Genomic DNA, 18,129 nt, shown 5'->3' on the forward strand with positions numbered 1-18,129 from the left:
GGCAAGGAAGCCAAGCGCTCCAGCCTGCCCAAGGGCTGGACGGCAGAGTCGATCGACCACGAAAAGGCGCTGGCGCTGCTGTCGCTGCCGCGCGATGTCGGCCAGCATCCGGAAACGGCCAAGATGATCTCGGCCGGGCTCGGCCGTTACGGTCCGTTCGTGCTGCATGACGGCACCTATGCCAATCTCGAAAGCATCGAGGACGTGTTCTCGATCGGCCTCAACCGCGCCGTGTCGGTGATCGCCGAGAAGCAGCTGAAGGGCAAGGGTGGCCGCAATGGCGGCACGGCCGCTGCGCTCAAGGAGCTCGGCGACCACCCCGATGGCGGCGGCAAGATCGTCGTGCGCGACGGCAAATACGGGCCTTACGTGAATTTCGGCAAGGTCAATGCTACGCTGCCCAAGGGCAAGGATCCCCAGTCGGTGACGATGGAGGATGCGCTGGCGCTGATTGCCGAGAAGGAAGCCAAGGGCGGCGGCGGCAAGAAGCCGTTCCGCAAGGCGGCCGCGGCCAAAGCTCCGGCAACCAAGAAAGTAGCCGCCAAGAAGCCGGCTGCGAAGAAGCCGGCCGCGAAGAAAAAAGGGTAGGACAGCGTGGCGCGCAAGATCACCGGCAGAACCCACGGCGATCCGCGCACCGCCGACACCAGGGCCAAGGTCAAGGACGACTATCGGCCGTCGCGTGACGAAATCCTGCGCTACATTGCCGAAAATCCCGATCGCGCCGGCAAGCGCGACATCGCGAAGGCGTTCGCGCTGCGCGGCGACGACCGCATCTGGCTGAAGGATATTTTGCGCGACCTGCAGGACGAAGGCGTCCTCACCAAGGAGCGCAAGGGGCTGGCCCGCGTCGGTGCCCTGCCCCATGTCACGGTCCTCGATATTTTCGACCGCGATGCCGATGGCGTGCTCTTGGCGCGCCCAACCGAACACACAGCCAATGGGCCGCCGCCCATCGTTTCCATCCGCCTGTCGCGCAGTGGCAGTGGACCGGCGCCCGGCATTGGCGACCGCGTGCTGGCCAAGACCTTTCCCGCCGACGACACGAACGTCGCCCTGGGCGGCCCCGCCTACACCGGGCGGGTGGTGAAGATTTTCGAAAAGCGCACCGATGCCGTGCTCGGTATCTTTCGCATCCTGCAGGACGGCACCTTCCGTATCGAACCGGTGGAACGGCGCCAGCCCGAACTGATCGTCGACAAGGAATTCCAGAACGGCGCCAAGAATGGCGACCTGGTCGAGGTCGAGCCGGCGCGAGCCTCCCGTTTCGGCTTGCCGAGAGCCAAGGTGCTCAACGTGCTGGGCTCTCTGACCAGCGAAAAGGCGGTCTCTATGATCGCCATCCATGCGCACGACATTCCGCATATCTTCCCGGCCGACGTCATCGCAGAATCCGAAGCGATCAAGCCGGCGACGCTGGATCACCGCGAGGATTGGCGCGACCTGCCGCTGATCACCATCGATCCGGCCGACGCCAAGGACCATGACGACGCCGTCTTCGCCACGCCGGATCTCGACGAGAAGAACCCCGGCGGCGTGGTTGCCACCGTGGCGATCGCCGACGTCGCCGCCTATGTGCGCTATGGCACTGCACTCGACCGCGAAGCGCTGAAGCGCGGCAACTCGGTCTATTTCCCGGATCGTGTCGTGCCGATGCTGCCCGAGCGCATCTCCAACGATCTCTGCTCGCTGCGCGAGGGCCAGGACCGGCCGGCATTGGCAGTGCGCATGATCTTTTCGGCCGAGGGCCGCAAGCTCAGGCACACCTTCCATCGCGTCATGATGAAGTCGGCGGCAAAGCTCGCCTACCAACAGGCTCAGGCGGCGATCGACGGTGCGCCAGACGACAAGACAGGCCCGATCCTCGAAACCGTGCTGAAGCCACTGTGGGACGCCTATGCGATCCTGAAGCGCGGCCGCGATGGCCGCCAGCCGCTCGAACTCGATCTGCCGGAGCGCAAGATCGTACTCAAGCCGGACGGCACCGTCGACCGCGTCATCGTGCCGGAGCGGCTCGATGCCCACAAGCTCATCGAAGAATTCATGATCCAGGCCAATGTCGCCGCGGCCGAGACGCTGGAGGCGAAGAAGCAGGAGCTGGTCTATCGCGTCCACGACGCGCCGTCGCTCGCCAAGCAGGAATCGCTGCGCGAGTTCCTGCAGACATTGGGCCTGTCACTGGCGCGCGGCGCGCAGATGCAGCCAAGCCAGTTCAACGGCATTTTGGAGCGCGTGCGCGGCGCCGACAATGAAGGCCTTGTCAACGAAGTGGTGCTGCGCTCGCAGAGCCAGGCCGAATACTCGCCAAAGAACATCGGCCATTTCGGTCTCAACCTCCGCCGCTACGCCCATTTCACCTCGCCGATCCGCCGCTATGCCGATTTGATCGTGCATCGCGGACTTATTGCCGCACTCGGACTGGGTCCGGGTGGGCTGACGCAGGACGAAGCGGCACGGCTCGAAGATGTCGCGGTGCAGATCTCCGGCACGGAACGCCGCGCAATGGCGGCCGAGCGGGACACGGTCGACCGTCTGATCGCCGCCTATCTCGCCGAACGCGTCGATGACCGGTTCGATGCCCGCATCTCCGGCGTCACCAAATCAGGACTATTTGTCCAATTGCCGCAGTACGGCGCGGATGGTTTCATCCCGGTGTCAACTCTGGGCGGCGATTACTATATATACGATGAAACGGCTCGCTCCCTGTTCGGAGAACGCTCTGGCAAAGGCTACCAACTCGCGGACCGCGTCGAGGTCCGGCTTATCGAGGTGGCGCCGATGGCCGGCGCGATGCGCTTCGAGATGTTGACCGACCCAAAGCCTCTGCCGGGCTCCAAGCGGTCGTTTCACAAGGCCAAGGGCCGCGCCCGCGCGTCGCAATCGCGACCGGGTTCGCGCGGCAGGAGACGATGATGACAACAGCCATGGAAGAACAGGTTTTCGGCGGAGAACATCACTCGGGCCGGGCCGCACGCCCGCTGTGGACGGCGATGAAGCGCGGCCTGCTCGGCCGCTGCCCGCATTGCGGCGAAGGCAAGCTGTTTCGCGCTTTTACCAAGACCGTCGACACATGCGGCGTCTGCGGCGAGGAATTGCATCACCACCGGGCCGACGACCTGCCGGCCTACCTCGTCATCGTCATCGTCGGCCACATCGTGCTGGGCGCCTTCATGGGCGTGGAGGCGACGTCGACTTTGTCCATATGGCAGCACATCGCCATCTGGGTGCCGCTGACCATCCTTTTGTCGGTTGCGCTGCTGCAGCCGGTCAAGGGTGCCGTCATCGGACTGCAATGGGCCTTCTATATGCACGGCTTCGGCGGCGAGCACGACGTGATCGAGCCGCATCCCGGAGCCTAGGCCGCAGCCAAGAATGCTGCCTGGCGCAACATACCGACCGTGAAAGGCCACTTTCGCTTGCCAGAAGTTTCCGCTAGGTCCTGCGCATGGACGGTATGACCAAGGCGGAAGTCGACAGGATCGAGCGGAGCATGATCGCTCATAGCGGCCGGCCAATTCGCCCGCGCGACGCGGCAACCCTCATCCTGCTCGACCGCAAGGACGACGACGTACTGGTTCTGATGGGTCGCCGCCATGCCGGCCACGCCTTCATGCCGGGCAAGTTCGTCTTTCCCGGCGGCCGCACCGATCCGGCCGATAGCCGCATACCGGTCGTCGCCGCCCTGCACCCGAAGCAGGAAGCCAAGCTGATCGCCGGGCCGGGGCGCACAAGCGCCGCACGAGCCCGCGCCATCGCCCTGTCGGCCATCCGAGAGACCTATGAGGAAGCCGGGCTGCTGATCGGCCGCAAGGGTGCTTTCGCAACCCCCAGATCCGACTGGCAAGGCTTTGCCGAACACGGCGTGCAACCCTCTCTCGACATGCTGCGCTTCGTCGCGCGCGCCATCACGCCGCCCAACCGGGTGCGCCGCTTCGACACCCGTTTCTTCAGCGCCTGGCGTGACGACGTCGCGGTCGAGCTGCCCGGTGGCGGTCCGACCAACGAACTGGAAGAGCTGGTCTGGCTGCCGCTTGCCAAGGCCAGGGAAGCCGACATACCCGACATCACCCGAATGATCCTGGACGAGTTGGAAAAGCGCCTCGCCCATGATCCGCTGTTGCGTCCAGGCGGTCCCGTGCCCTTCTACCGGCTGGTCCGCAGGCGCTTCATCCGCGAACTTCTCTAGAGCAATTCCAGGAAAGTGTGACGCGGTTTTCCGTCCGAATTGCGTAAGATCAAACAGACAGAGTATTCAGCATCCATGACGGTCGATACCCAACCAAAGGGCGACGAGCGCGTACACTGGCTGCCGATGGTGGCGGCGATCTCGTCGATCAGCGTCGTCGGCATCGCCATCGGCCTCGGCATGCCGCTGCTCAGCGTCATCCTTGAAACACGCGGCCACTCGGCTTCGATGATCGGCCTCAACACCGCCGTCGCCGGCCTCGCCTCGATCGCCGGTGCGCCGCTGGCGACCCCGCTCGCCATGCGCTTCGGCGTTGCCTGGACCATGATCGCCATGATCGCCGCCGGCGCGCTGGCCTTTGTCGGCTTCCATTTCGCACCCGATTTCTGGATGTGGTTTCCACTGCGCATCGTGCTGCACATTGCGCTGACGGTGCTGTTCATCCTGTCTGAATTCTGGATCAGCACCTCGGCGCCGCCGCACCGGCGCGGCCTTGTCCTTGGCATCTACGCCACTGTCCTGTCGCTCGGCTTTGCCGCCGGACCGTGGCTGTTCGCTCATCTCGGCAGTTCCGGCTTCAGGCCGTTCGGCGTCATCATCGCGTTGGTGACGCTGGCGGCCATACCCGTGCTGGCAGCACGCAACGAGAGCCCGTCGATCGCCTCGGATGGCGAAACCAGCAATTTCCTGCGCTACATCTGGCTGGTGCCGTCGGCGACCGCTGCCGTGCTGGTGTTCGGCGCGGTGGAAACCGGCGGCTTTGCGCTGTTCCCGATCTACGGCAGCCGAATCGGCTATTCCGAGGCCGATGCGGCCCTTCTGCTGACCATGATCGGCCTCGGCAATGTGTTGTTGCAGATCCCGATCGGCATGATCAGCGACCGCGTCAGCGATCGCCGCTACCTGCTGATTGCCTGCGCGACGGTCGGTCTTATCGGCACCGTGTTCATGCCCTTCTTCGCCCAGAATTGGCATTTGATGGCCGCGCTTCTGTTCGTCTGGGGCGGCGTCGTCGCTGCCATGTACACGATCGGCCTTGCCCATCTCGGCTCGCAGCTTTCCGGCCATGAACTGGCGTCGGCCAATGCCGCCTTCGTGCTGTGCTACGGCGTCGGCATGGTGCTCGGGCCGCAGGCGATCGGCATCGGCATGGATGCGTTCGGCCCGTCCGGCTTCGGCTGGTCGCTCGGCCTGTTCTTCGCCGCCTATATCGCTTTGGTCGCCGTCAGGTTGGTTCGCAAGATCCTGCTGTAGCGCGACTGCGGCCTGCCATGCATTTGGCACGGCACGGTGACAGGCTGCTGACAGAACCGTGTCAGGAGCACAGGGCTAAAAAGGTGTCCCAAAACACTTGAGGACACTTCCATGATCGACAGCGGCTTTGAAACCACATCGCTACGAATGACACTGCTTCTGCTCGTGACCTTCCAGGCTCCGGCCGCCGACGTCGACCGCATCATGGATGCCGTGGTGGCGATCGCGCCGCTGGCCATGGGCAAATATGACCGCAATGCCTATCAGTCGGCGCACGGCATCGAACGCTACAGGCCGCTTGACGGTGCGGCCGCCGGCGCCGAAACCGAATTGCGGCGGCGCCCCGGCACGGTCGAGGTTTCCTTCGAACTGCCGGACGACCAGGCGCTGGCCGCCCGCGTCGTCGAGGCGATTTTCCAGGCGCACTCCTACCAGGAACCGGTGATCCGCATTCAGCCGATTCTCGCCAGCCGTTCCAAGGGGCTGGACGACCGCGCCAATCCGAATCGCTGGTGGAACACGACCGGAGACTGGAAGAAGGTTGCGGCATCGGCGACGGAAACCGCATGATTTCCGCTCCCGAGCCGGCTCTGGTGGGTCGCACAAGGCCTACCGGGCTTGACTTTCCGGGCGCGTTCTTTATGTGTCGCGCCAAGTTTCCCGCGTCCGGGTGTTTCCCCGTGCTCCAGCGGCCAAAACCCCACGAACAAACGGACTGATATCATGGCCAAAGCCGCAAACATCAAGATCAAGCTTCTGTCGACCGCCGACACCGGTTTCTTCTACGTGACCAGCAAGAACAGCCGCACCAAGACCGACAAGCTGTCGTTCCGCAAGTACGACCCGGTCGCCAAGAAGCACGGCGAGTTCAAGGAAACCAAGATCAAGTAAGCCGGGTTTCCCGCCGCAATGCCGAAACGCCGCCCAATGGGCGGCGTTTTTCGTTTGTAACAGTTGATTTCGTTGCATCCGAGCAGAGACTCCAGCCAAAGGATTGACCCTTAGCCATGGTTGCGGCACCCTTGGCCGTGGGTTGGGTGTCACGAATAAGGCGCCTATGGATGTCGAAGAAGTTGAAAGCTGCAATCATTGCAGCCCTTGTCGCTCTGGCTGCTGGCTTTGCCGTCAGCAACGGGCTGATAAGCCAGCAGACGGCCGATGAGATCAAGGCCAGGACTGACCAGGTTCTGACTGAGGAAGAGGCCGCACCGCCTGCACCTCAGCCTGACAGCCCCGCCACGCCTTCCACGGAACCCGCACCGCAGGCTCCGACACCTCCCGCCGCGGCACCCCCGCAAGGATCACAACAGGGTCAATGAAGAAGCCTCGCCAGGATGGGCTCCTCTCGTGCGATCGCACCATCTGAGTGTATCGTTTTAATACAATCGCCAATTGGTAGACTTGCACCACGGATAAGTAGTTAGTTTCAGCGTCAGGCAAAAAGGGGGGAAATGCCTCGCACTGGGAGAAAACGATGTCCGTACAAAAAGGCGACTTTCGAACCAACAGAGCCGACTACGTGATTGCCGCGATGCATGGCGGAGTGACCGCCGAAGACAGCGTTCGAGACGAGAACCTGGCAAGGAGAAAGAAGTCCCTGTGGCTGAAGGAGCGGCGATCGGCCAAATCGGCTGAAAACCCGTTGGACAGCTCGCCGCTGTCCAAAAGAAGCCCTCGCGGTTAGCGGTCTACAATCGCCTTCCGCGATCACACCATATCCGCACACAACCCACTCGCCCATATTGCAGGGGCCACCGTCGGTGTTGACTAACTCCGACGGTGGCCTAGTTCGCGGCGAAATGACCTCCGTTCTTTTGAGAAGACGGCGGGACTAAGGTCTTGCGCCCTAGACGCAAAGGTCCGAGCGATCCTGTTAGGTTCCGGAAATGTCTCTTGGACGTTCCGCTATTTTATCCAATTGAAATGTAGCGTTACCGTGTATGTCCCGCCCGATAGCGGCGCCTGATCCGGCTGCCCGCATCCGACCCGGCTGCGTCCCCTCAGCCGATGCGCTCGCCGCTTTTCGCATCGAACAGATGCAGCTGGTCCGGTTCGGCCGCCAACCGCACCACGTCGCCGGACTTGACGCCGGCACGGCCCATGGCAAAGACGCACAGCTGCTGGCTGGCTAGCTTGACGTAGAACTGCGTCGAAAGGCCGAGCGGCTCGACCACACCCACCTCGCCCTTCAACGCACCGTCGTCCGCCAGCTTGATATGCTCGGGCCGCAAACCGACGGTGATGGCGTCACCGTGGGTCAGTGGCAAGTCTTCCGGCAGCCGCAGCGCCTGGCCGTCGGCCAGTACGGCCTCCAACGTAGCGCCCTTGCGAACCGTCGCCGGCAGAAAATTCATGCCGGGCGAACCGATGAAACCTGCAACGAACATGTTGGCCGGCCGGTCGTAGAGATCGAGCGGCGCGCCGACCTGCTGGATCAGCCCGTCATGCATGACGACGATCCGGTCGGCCATGGTCATCGCCTCGATCTGGTCGTGCGTGACATAGACCGATGTCGTCTTCAGTTGCTGGTGCAGCGCCTTGATCTCGGCGCGCATATGGACGCGCAGCTTGGCGTCGAGGTTCGACAGCGGCTCGTCGAACAGGAAGACCTTGGGGTCGCGCACGATCGCCCGGCCCATGGCGACGCGCTGGCGCTGGCCGCCGGACAATTGCCGCGGCAGGCGCTGCAGGAAGGTATCGAGCCCGAGCCGCTTGGCGGCGCCGTCCACCCTGGAGTCGATCGTCGCCTTCTCCGCCTTCTTCAGGAGCAGGCTGAAGCCCATGTTCTTCGACACGTCCATATGCGGATAAAGCGCGTAGGACTGGAACACCATGGCGATGTCGCGGTCCTTGGGTGCTACGTCATTGACCAGCCGCTCGCCAATGCGGATCTCGCCGCCGGAAGCCTCCTCCAGCCCGGCGATCATGCGCAAAAGCGTGGACTTGCCGCAGCCCGACGGGCCGACCAGGACGACGAACTCGCCATCGGCGATTTCAAGGTCGACCGCGTGCAGGACGCGGACGGCGCCATAATCCTTGCGGACCTTATCGAGCGTAACAGAGGCCATCGATCTATCCTTTGACGGCGCCGGCGGTCAGGCCGGTGACGAGATAGCGTTGCAGGAAGGCGAAGAAGATGCAGACCGGGATCAACGCCAGGATGGATGCCGCCATCATCTGTCCCCAATCGACGGCGAACTTGCCGATGAAGGTGAGCAAGCCGACGGCGAAGGTCTTCTGGTCGTCGCTGGAAATCAGCATTAGCGCGAACAGAAGCTCGCTCCAGGCGGCGGTGAAGACGAAACCGAGCGTCGCGCCCATGCCCGGCAGCGTCAGCGGTACAATCACCTTGCGCATCGCCTGCGCACGCGTGCAGCCGTCGATCATCGCCGCTTCCTCCAGATCCTTGGGGATGCCGTCGAAAAAGGACTGCATGAGGAAGGTGGCAAAAGCCGTGTTGAAGGCGGTGTAGATGATGATCAGCCCGGTCAGGCTGTTGATCAGTCCGATCTGACCCATCACGCGGTAGATCGGCGGAATGACCATCACCAGCGGAAAGGTCTGGGTCAAAAGCAACATCAGCGCCAGTGCTGCCTTGCCGCGAAAGGTGAAGCGCGACATGGCATAACCGGCAAGCGTGGCGATGATTGTCACCAGTGCCGCCGTCGATACCGAGACGATGACGCTGTTGAGGAAATAGCGGGGGAAATCGGTGGCCTCGAGCACGGTGACGAAGTTCTGCAGCGTCATGTGCGACGGCCAGAAGGTGATGCCTTCGGAATAAAGCAGCCGCTCCGGCGTGACCGAGATCTTCAGCGTCCAGTAGATCGGGAACAAGGCAAAGAGCACGTAAGCCGCGATTGCCGCGTAGAGGCCGATGCCGCCGAAGAAGCGCTGCGAGGCTGTGCGTCCTGCGATCATCAGACGTGCCTCACCAGGGTGCGGCGGATACCGATCAGCGCAATCGCATAGGCAATGAGCAGGACCAATAGCAGCACGGCCACCGCCGAGGCATAGCCCTTGTCCAGCGATTTGAAGGCGCTGACATAGATGTAGACCGGCACAGTGTTGGTCGAGCCGGCCGGTCCGCCTTCGGTCATGACGAAGATCAGGTCGGCGAAGGTGGCGATCCAGATGGTGCGCAACATCACGGTGATGGCGATGGTCGGCGCCAGAAACGGCAGCGTCACCTTGGTGAAGCGCTGCCAGGGCGAGGCTCCATCGATGGCCGCAGCCTCATGCAGTTCCGACGGGATCGACTTCAGCGCCGCCAGGAGCGTGATGGCGAAGAACGGAATGCCGAACCAGATATTGGCGACGATCGGCCCCCACATGGCGGTTGACGGATCGGACAGCACATTGGTCGGCTCGGCCTTCAGACCCAATGCAAACAGCCAGTGCGGCAGCGGGCCGATGATCGGATTGAACAGCCAGGCCCAAGTCAGGCCCGACAGGAAGGACGGCACCGCCCAGGGCAGGAACACCAGGGCTTGTACAGCCTTGCGGCCGCGAAACGGCTTGTCGAGCAGAAGCGCCAGGCCAAGGCCGAGGAAGAACTGGAAGAAAAGGCTGGCGACCGTCCACCACAACGTGTTGACCAGCGCCTGGCCCAGCACCTGATCCGACAGCATCGCCTGATACTGGCCGAGCCCGACATATTCGGACTTGAAGGCGGAGAACTTGCGGAAGGAGTAGCTGATGCCGATGACCAGCGGCACCAGAAGCACCACGACCAGCAGGATGATCGCCGGGCTGAGATAGAGCCATGGCTCGATAGCGGCATGCGACAGCCGCTTCTTTCGAGGCTTGCCGACGGATCGTATTTCGGACACGGCATAGGTCATTGGGTGAGGATCGGCTCCCTGGAGCAGCGGATGGACAATGAGCGGGGAGAAGTGCCGGTTCACCCTCCGAAGCTGCAGCGCAGCGGCTGCGAAGGATGGGCAGGCAGATGAGGGGCAGCGCAAAGTAGGCAAAACTACCGCCGCCCCTCATCCGTCACTTCGTGACACCTTCTCCCCGTGAACGGGAGAAGGAAAGAACGCGCTTATTTCTTGTTCTTCGCCATCCAGTCCTGCTGTTCCTTGGTCAGGAAGGCAGCCCACTGGTCGGCGACGTCCTTGGCCGTCTTCTGGCCAAGCAGCACTTCCTGAAAATTCTTGATCGCCACCTGGTCGACGAAATTGCCGAGGTTCTCCAGATGCGTCGGCGGGGTGACCATTTCATATTTGGAGCTGTCGCTGAGCTCTGTGAACCAGCCCTTGAACTGCTCGGTCTTGAAATGGGGATCCTGGTCGGCACCGTTGTGGATCGGGACGACGCCGACTTCCTTGGCCCATTCCAGATTGTCCTTCGGCGACAAAAGGGTCGCCATCAGCTTCCAGGCGTCGTCCTTGTGCTGCGAGTTGGCGAACATGGCCCAACCGGCATAGCCGAGTGTCGGATAGGATTTGCCGCTCGGCCCGACCGGCAATGGCGCTACCGCGAAATCGTCGGCGCTCATCTTGTCGGCGATGCCGAGCAGCGCGTCCGGATCCTGGTTGAGCATAGCGCAGGTGCCGGAATAGAAGCCGGTGACCGTTTCGTTGAAACCCCAGCTCACCGCATCCTTCGGCGCCAGGCCGTCCTTGTACATATCGGCCAGCATCTGCAGGCCCTTGACCGAGCCCTCCTCGTTGATCGTCGAAGTGCCGTCCTCGTTGAAGTAGCCACCCTTGCCCTGAGCGATGTTCATGAACATGTGCATGCCGTTGAAGGCACCCGGCCCGCCGCGCAGGCAGTAGCCGTATTTGCCCGGAATGGCGGAGATTTTCTTGGAGTCGGCGACGAACTCGTCGAGCGTGGCCGGCGGGCCGTCCAGACCTGCCTCCTTGAACAGCTTCTTGTTCCAGAACAGCGCGTTCACATAGTAGCCGTAGGGGATCATGAACTGGGTGTTGTTGACGGTCGAGCCGAACTGCTTGGCGCGGTCGCCCAGCGTCTTGGCGTCGTCCCATTTGGCCATATACGGGCCGAGATCCTCGAGCTGGGCATTGTTGGCATAGAGGCCCATCCAGCGTTCCGGCATCTCGACCACGTCGGGCGTGTCGCCGGCCTGCACCATGGTCAGGAATTTCTCGAACGCCTGCCCCCAGGGCAGCGAGATCAGCTCGACCTTGATGCCTGGATTGGCCGTTTCGAACTCGGCGATCTGCTTCTTCAGGAATTCGGTGCGTGGCGGGCTGGTGATGACTTCGACCATTTTCAGGGTCGAATCGGCCACAGCATTTCCGGCGGAAATCGCCAGTCCCGCAACGGTGGCAAGCATGACGGTCAGTTTTTTCATGTTCAAGACTCCCATTTTGAACCCGCTTGTTATTTTCTGGCTTTTTCGAAGGCTTGGGCGACATCCGCCCACAGGTCTTCGACACTCTCCAATCCGACATTGAAGCGGATGGTTCGGGGGCTGACGCCGAAGCGCGCCATCGAATTCAGGCCCGGCGTCTGCTCCAGCGACGCCTTGGCCGGCACGACCAGGCTTTCATGCCCGCCCCAACTGACGCCGATGCGGAAATATTTCAGCGCGTCGACGAAGACGGGGATGTCAATCTCGTCCGTAACCTCGAAGGAGAACAGCCCGGCATAGCCGGCCAGCGTCGCCTTGCCCGGGTGGTTCGAATAGACGGGATGGTTGACCCGCTCGACAGCGGCATGCGCCTTCAGCCGTTCGGCGATGGTCAGGCCGCTCTTCATGTGGTGCGGCAGGCGCAGCGGCAGCGTGCGCAGGCCGCGCAGCAAAAGCCACGCTTCGAACGGTGACAGCTTGCCGCCGAGATAGGAATAGGTCTGCTCGTTGATGTGCTTGATGTGGGCAGCCGAACCCGCCACGACGCCCGCGACCGTATCGCTGTGGCCGCCAAGGTATTTCGAGGCCGAATGCAGCACCAGGTCGACGCCATGCGTGATCGGCTTCTGGAACACCGGCGTCGCCCAGGAATTGTCGATCGTGGTGACGATGCCCTGTTCCTTGGCCAACCGTGTCAGATGCGCGATGTCCTGCAGCTCGAACATCATCGAGGTCGGGCTTTCCAGATAAAGCAGCTTGGCGCCGGGAAGTGCCGCCGCGACCGCATCCGGGTCGGAGCCGTCGACATAGTCGACCTTGATGTTGAGGCGCGGCAACAGCCGCTCGAACAAACGGTAGGCATCGCCATAGCAATTGCGCACCGCCACGATGCGCTCGCCCGCACCGACGAACGCAAGCACTGTGGCGCTGATCGCCGCCATGCCACTGGAAAAGCCGCGCGCGGCTTCTGCGCCCTCGAGCGCTGCCACGCGCGCCTCGAACTCCATCACCGTGGGATTGTCGCCGCGCGAGTAGATCGGCTGCCTTCGTTTGCCGGCAAAGGTATCGGCCATCTCGGCATAGTTGGCGAAGGTGAACAGCGAGGTCTGGTAGATCGGCGGCACCACCGCACCGCCGGGGAACGGTTCGTCATGCGCCAAAAGCGTGGCCGCTTCGGTGAGATAGTCGTAATCGAAACCTGATGGATGCTCGTTCATGTCTGGCTCGAGAGTTTGAGTTTGGCCGCGCCGCGCTTGAGGTCGTCCTCGACGGTGGCGATCAGCTTGAGCGCCTCGGCGCGAGCGCCCTGCGGATCGCGGGCAGCAATGCGTTCGTAGATGGTCCGGTGATAGGGAAAGCTGGCGTGGCCGAAGTCACGCACGCCGAGCGGATGCTCCCAGAAGCGGTGAAACAGCTCATGCATGGCGGCGATGATCTGCTCGAACAGCGGATTGCCCGAGACCCGGTAGATCGCCTGGTGGAACTCCCAATCCTCTTCCGACGACATGCCCTCGCGCGTGCGGAACGCCTGTTCCATGATGTCGAGCTTGCGTGCGATCTCGGCAATATCGGCTTGGCTGGCGCGTTCGGCGCAAAGGGCTGCTGCCTCCGCCTCCAGCGCGCGGCGGATCTCCAGCGTCTGCATCAGGCTGGTGAAATCATTGCCGCCGGCCAGTGTCAGCGGCATGTGCAGCATATCAGGCGAAACAGCCGCCTTGAGATAGGTGCCGCTGCCTTGCCGGCGTTCGACGAGGCCGAGCCCTTCCCAGCGTGTCAGAGCCTCGCGCACGGTGTTGCGGCTGACCTTCAGCCGCTCGGCGAGAATGCGTTCGGTTGGGAGTCTGTCGCCCAGCTGCAGGGCTTCGGCGCGAACAAATCCCACCAACGCCTTCAACACGGCGTCGTCGCGCGCCGTGATTTGAATGGGTGGCAGGCTGTTCTGGTCCACATTTCCTCCGAGTGGTCCAATGGTCCAACCAATTCTGCACAGTTGAAAACTCCTGTCAACAAACTGTCAGGAGCACTGTCGGAGGAAGCGACGCAATATTCTCAAGGCGGTCGCGCGATCGCGTCTGCTAACCTGCGGCAGCAGGCGGCCCGAACCAGGTGGTCAGCGCGCCCACAAGGCCCCGTTGGGTTCCCGCCCCGGCCCAAGCCACATAACCATCGGGCCGGATCAAGACCGCGTCGGGCGCAACGACACTCCCGAGAGCCGGCAGGTCCCAGATACCGGCGTAACCGGCGTCGATCTGCCGAACCCGTTCTGCCCAGGGCGCGATGTCCAGTCTGCCGGGCTCACCGAGGTTGAGCAGCACGGGCCGCGCGTCGTGCAGCAAGGTGAAGACCCGCAACGGTCCGCCGGCGGTGGTCAGATCGAGATCGGGCATTCGCCGCCCAAGCAGCGGGTGCCCCTCTTCGAGGTCGTAGTGGACACACAGGCCGGACATCTCGGCTGCGATCTTTTTGCGGGGTTCATCCATGCCGAGCAACTCGGCAACGGTGTCGGCCAAGGCCTTGCTGCGGTCATCCGTGCGGCGAAGCGCGACCTGCGCCATCGTGTTACGCAACACGCGGGCGGCAACCGGATGGCGCTCGGCGTGATAGCTGTCGAGAAGGCTTTCCGGCGATATCCCCTTGATGACCTGGGCCAGCTTCCATCCAAGGTTCACCGCATCCTGCACGCCGATGTTGAGGCCCTGTCCACCCATCGGCGGATGGACGTGGGCGGCATCGCCGGCCAGCAGCACGCGTCTGTCGCGATATGCGGCAGCCTGGCGCGTCATGTCGGTGAAGCGGGAGAGCCAGGTCGGGCTGTGGACCCCAAAATCGGTGCCATAGATGGCGGCCAGCGCCTCGCTGAGCTCGCGTAGCGTCGGTTCGCCGCGCGCCTCCAGGCGGGGCTCCGTCAGCACGACGCCAACCTTCTTGCCGTCCTCGATCTTACCCAGGGCATGAATTCCGGAGGCGTTGCTGCGGAAGCCCCATGCCGGTTCTTCCGACATTTCGACCTCGGCAATCATCCAGCTCATCGTCGGATCCCATCCGGTGAACTCGATACCGGCCGCCTTGCGAATGGTGCTGCGGCCTCCGTCGCAGCCGACCAGATATGCGGCCCTCAGGCGGTGACCGGTGGACAGTTCGACGTCGACGCCGCTGTCGTCCTGGATAAACCCCGCAACCTCGTGTTCACGATAGATCGGCACCTTCAACTCGCCGACCCAGTCGGCCAGGATGCGCTCGATGTGGTTCTGCCGCAGCGCCAACAGGTAATTGTGCCGGGTTGGGAAGTCGCTGATGTCCAGGCGGATCATGTGAAAACCTACGGCCGGGCTCACTTGGCCCTGCGAGAGGAACCGATCAGCAATTCCGCGCTGGTCGAGCACCTCGATGGTGCGTGCATGGAGGCCACCTGCGCGCAGGCCGGCAAGTTTCTGATCCGGCCGCCTTTCGACAATGGCAACGTCGACGCCTGCTAGCGCCAGTTCGCCCGCCAGCATCAATCCCGCCGGACCACCCCCGGCGATCACCACCGCATGATCTGAAACCATTGTCATCACTCCCGTTTTCCGCACCTTGGTTCGGGTCGGTTTTACGGGAGGAGCCGGGTCTTGCCGCAAGCCCCTTGTGCGCCATATGTATGAAATGGAAGGGAACGGTATTGTTTCCCCTGTTGGTTGCCGCGGAACAAGCGCTCGGGGCAATTTCCCCTAACGATATCCAGATTTTCAGGCGCAAAAACCCAGAGTCTTCCGTGCTTTGGCACGGAGCTCTGATGTTCATTGGAAAGAAGGGGGCCGGTCGGCGTTTGGCAGCGGTACGAGGAGGCCACTATGTGCCAGCGCCGGCCGGCCGACCCCACGGACCCAGGAGATGCGGCGGACCTGAGCATCATGGGGTATTCCCAGGGACCGGAGCCGGCGGTCTATCCTCGTGCCGGCTTCGTCTTGGCCTGCACAGTCGCGCAAGAGCTTATAAAAATCAACAGTTTCTTAACCAAGGCTCGCGAATCGCTTGGATTAAGGTAAACGGGTAACCCTGTCGGGTTGACTGGATAATCGGGGCTGGGTCACTACGCCGCCTTGGCGACGACCCGATTGCGGCCGCCGCTTTTGGCTTCGTAGAGCGCGAGATCGGCACGCTTCATGAGCGCCGCCACCGTGTCCACGCCCTTCAGCACCGACGACACGCCGACGCTGACCGTGACTTCGATCGCCTTGCCGTCCTGGCCAATGGCGAAAGCCGCCTGGGCGATTTCGGCGCGAATGCGCTCGGCCACCTTCTCGGCCACCGCGCCCTCGGTATCCGGCATCACCACGACGAACTCCTCGCCGCCAAAGCGGCAGGCAAGGTCGATACCCCTGACATTCTTGCGCAGCCGCCGTGCGAATTCCCGCAGCACCTCGTCGCCGCCATCATGACCGTGCGCGTCGTTGATCGCCTTGAAGCGATCGAGGTCGGTGATCATCACCGACAGCGGCCGGCGCCGTGCCACGGCGCGATCGAACAGCGTCTGCAGATGGCTGTCCAGATAGCGGCGATTGTGCAGCCCGGTCAGACCGTCGGTCACCGCCATTTCGATTGTCTGGGTGACGCTGGCCCGTAGCTGGTCGTTGTAGCGCTTACGGCGCACCTGCGTGCGCAGCCGTGCCGTCAGTTCCTGCTGGTCGATCGGCCGCATGAGATAGTCGTTGATGCCGAGTTCCAGGCCGCGAATGATGCGTTCCTCCTCGCCCTCCTCCGCCAGCAGGATAATCGGCACGAAGCGGGTGCGATCGAGCGAGCGCAACTGCGAACAGAGCCTCAGCGGATCGAAATCGGCGAACGCGGTCGAGATCATCACGCATTCATAGGATGTCTCGGCGGCCTGGAAGAAACCGGCATGCGGATCATGTGTGACGTCGAGGTCGGCCCGATCACGCAGCATCTTCTGGATGCGCTCGACGGATGTTTTGCGCTCGTCGATCAAAAGCACTTTCGGCGTCGTGTCCTCGGATGCGAAATTGCGGCTGAGCAACTCCTCGATGCCGATATTGCGCGTCGTCGAGGCGCGCAGCCGCAACTCGTCGGTCAGCGACTTCAGCCGAACAAGGCTCTTGACGCGCGTCATCAGCTGCAGGTCGTTGACCGGCTTGGTCAGGAAGTCGTCGGCGCCAGCCTCAAGCCCGCGGACGCGGTCGGAAACCTGGTCCAGCGCGGTGATCATCACCACCGGAATGTGCGATGTCGCCGGATCGCTCTTCAGCCGCCGACAGACCTCCAAGCCGTCCATATCGGGCATCATCACATCGAGCAGCACGACATCGACCTTGCCGTTCTCGCAGGTCTCGATCGCATCCGGCCCGTTGGTGGCGGTCAACACTTCGAAATATTCGGCCAGCAGCCGCACTTCCAGCAGCCGCACATTGGCAGGGATATCGTCGACGACGAGGATCCGCGCAGTCATTTCATAACGCTCCGGCTCGGCTGAAGGGGCACATCACGCATCGCCCAGATAGGATTTGATGGTTTCGATGAAACGCGGCACCGAGATCGGCTTCGAAATATAAGCCTCGCAGCCACCCTGGCGGATACGTTCCTCGTCGCCTTTCATGGCGAAGGCGGTCACGGCAATGACGGGGATGACGTGCAGTTCGTCGTCCTCCTTCAGCCATTTGGTCACTTCAAGCCCCGACACCTCAGGCAACTGGATATCCATCAAGATGAGATCCGGCCGGTGCTGGCGTGCCAGATCGAGCGCTTCCAGACCGTTGCGGGTGCGCACGGTCTCGTAACCGCTTGCCTCGATGAGGTCCCGAAAGAGCTTCATGTTGAGCTCATTGTCCTCGACGATCATAACCTTCTTCGGCATCGATATCCCGTCCCGGCCGCCCTTCCGCTTCGAAGGCGACCGTCATGCGCCCATATCTGAACGCACCAAACCCTGCTTCACTTTACGGCAATATGATTGACGAAACGGAAATCCGCGGCTGGAAAACAGCGCGAATTCTACCTCGTCGCCTGCGCGTCCAAAGGGCGCGCCACGCTCTAATGGCTTGCCGCAAGCAACTCTTGCCATTACTGCGGGAGAGACTCATTCCACACACCGAAGGTAGTGATGGCAAACGCAGCGTCAATGCGCGAAGAAGCGGAATCGATTGCCGTGAAGGCCCTGGGCTTTGTCGCCTCCGATCCGGAGCTTTTGCCGCGCTTTCTGGCTATCACCGGCATAGAGGTCCATTCGATCCGCAAAGCCGCCAGTGAGCCGGGTTTCCTGGCTGGTGTCCTGCAATTCATCCTCGCCCACGAGCCGACGCTGATGCGCTTTGCCGAGGAAACCGGCACCCCGCCGGCTGCTGTCGGCAAGGCCCTGCGGTCGCTGCCGCTG

Annotated in this window: 17 protein-coding genes; 8 read left to right on the top strand and 9 right to left on the bottom strand. The window is 62.6% G+C overall.

The window, feature by feature from the left end:
- The 7 genes from ENZ74_RS04060 to rpmG form a co-directional block, all read left to right on the top strand.
- The coding region (locus tag ENZ74_RS04060; RefSeq protein WP_281059699.1) for a topoisomerase C-terminal repeat-containing protein at positions 1-588 on the top strand (588 nt) is incomplete at its 5' end.
- 6 nt (positions 589-594) lie between these two features.
- Complete coding sequence (gene rnr, locus ENZ74_RS04065) at positions 595-2,913, top strand: ribonuclease R (RefSeq protein WP_063167900.1); 2,319 nt, start codon at positions 595-597, stop codon at positions 2,911-2,913.
- Between the two features lie 11 nt (positions 2,914-2,924).
- Positions 2,925-3,359, top strand: coding sequence for a DUF983 domain-containing protein (locus tag ENZ74_RS04070; RefSeq protein ID WP_024503574.1), 435 nt, complete (start codon positions 2,925-2,927; stop codon positions 3,357-3,359).
- Between the two features lie 86 nt (positions 3,360-3,445).
- Entirely contained in the window at positions 3,446-4,186 is a 741-nt protein-coding gene (locus ENZ74_RS04075; protein ID WP_063167899.1) for an NUDIX domain-containing protein, read from the top strand.
- Positions 4,187-4,261: 75 nt separating this feature from the next.
- Positions 4,262-5,440 carry an MFS transporter gene (locus ENZ74_RS04080; RefSeq protein WP_024503576.1) on the top strand — a complete coding sequence of 393 codons (1,179 nt, stop codon included), beginning with the start codon at positions 4,262-4,264 and terminating at the stop codon, positions 5,438-5,440.
- A 111-nt stretch (positions 5,441-5,551) separates the two neighbouring features.
- Positions 5,552-6,010, top strand: a complete 459-nt coding sequence (locus tag ENZ74_RS04085; RefSeq protein ID WP_024503577.1) for a hypothetical protein — start codon at positions 5,552-5,554, stop codon at positions 6,008-6,010.
- 153 nt (positions 6,011-6,163) lie between these two features.
- The gene (gene rpmG, locus ENZ74_RS04090) at positions 6,164-6,331 is read left to right on the top strand and encodes a 50S ribosomal protein L33 (RefSeq protein WP_127312671.1); all 168 of its coding nucleotides are present in this window, start codon (positions 6,164-6,166) and stop codon (positions 6,329-6,331) included.
- A gap of 1,109 nt (positions 6,332-7,440) precedes the next feature.
- Here rpmG and ugpC read toward each other — a convergent pair.
- The 9 genes from ugpC to ENZ74_RS04150 form a co-directional block, all read right to left on the bottom strand.
- Positions 7,441-8,508, bottom strand: a complete 1,068-nt coding sequence (ugpC, locus tag ENZ74_RS04105; RefSeq protein ID WP_063167898.1) for a sn-glycerol-3-phosphate ABC transporter ATP-binding protein UgpC — start codon at positions 8,506-8,508, stop codon at positions 7,441-7,443.
- A gap of 4 nt (positions 8,509-8,512) precedes the next feature.
- Complete coding sequence (locus ENZ74_RS04110) at positions 8,513-9,361, bottom strand: carbohydrate ABC transporter permease (protein ID WP_013531924.1); 849 nt, start codon at positions 9,359-9,361, stop codon at positions 8,513-8,515.
- A complete protein-coding gene (locus ENZ74_RS04115; RefSeq protein WP_063167897.1) occupies positions 9,361-10,284 on the bottom strand; it encodes a sugar ABC transporter permease in 924 nt (307 codons plus the stop codon). The genes ENZ74_RS04110 and ENZ74_RS04115 overlap by 1 nt, the downstream gene beginning before the upstream one ends.
- Positions 10,285-10,487: 203 nt before the next feature.
- Positions 10,488-11,765, bottom strand: a complete 1,278-nt coding sequence (locus ENZ74_RS04120; protein WP_063167896.1) for a sugar ABC transporter substrate-binding protein — start codon at positions 11,763-11,765, stop codon at positions 10,488-10,490.
- Between the two features lie 29 nt (positions 11,766-11,794).
- Complete coding sequence (locus ENZ74_RS04125; protein WP_063167895.1) at positions 11,795-12,982, bottom strand: PLP-dependent transferase; 1,188 nt, start codon at positions 12,980-12,982, stop codon at positions 11,795-11,797.
- Positions 12,979-13,713 carry a FadR/GntR family transcriptional regulator gene (locus ENZ74_RS04130; RefSeq protein WP_013531928.1) on the bottom strand — a complete coding sequence of 245 codons (735 nt, stop codon included), beginning with the start codon at positions 13,711-13,713 and terminating at the stop codon, positions 12,979-12,981. Before ENZ74_RS04130 ends, ENZ74_RS04125 begins: the two co-directional genes overlap by 4 nt.
- Positions 13,714-13,840: 127 nt before the next feature.
- Positions 13,841-15,313, bottom strand: coding sequence for an FAD-dependent monooxygenase (locus ENZ74_RS04135; RefSeq protein WP_063170221.1), 1,473 nt, complete (start codon positions 15,311-15,313; stop codon positions 13,841-13,843).
- A 521-nt stretch (positions 15,314-15,834) separates the two neighbouring features.
- Positions 15,835-17,208, bottom strand: a complete 1,374-nt coding sequence (locus tag ENZ74_RS04145) for a PleD family two-component system response regulator (protein WP_063167894.1) — start codon at positions 17,206-17,208, stop codon at positions 15,835-15,837.
- Positions 17,209-17,241: 33 nt separating this feature from the next.
- On the bottom strand, positions 17,242-17,613 hold the full coding sequence (locus ENZ74_RS04150; RefSeq protein WP_013531932.1) for a response regulator: 372 nt from the start codon (positions 17,611-17,613) through the stop codon (positions 17,242-17,244).
- Positions 17,614-17,859: 246 nt separating this feature from the next.
- Here ENZ74_RS04150 and ENZ74_RS04155 point away from each other — a divergent pair.
- The coding region (locus tag ENZ74_RS04155; protein WP_127312672.1) for a DUF3572 domain-containing protein at positions 17,860-18,129 on the top strand (270 nt) is incomplete at its 3' end.

It is taken from the genome of Mesorhizobium sp. M7A.F.Ca.CA.002.15.2.1 (assembly GCF_003998715.1).
In the GTDB taxonomy this organism is placed as follows: domain Bacteria; phylum Pseudomonadota; class Alphaproteobacteria; order Rhizobiales; family Rhizobiaceae; genus Mesorhizobium; species Mesorhizobium ciceri.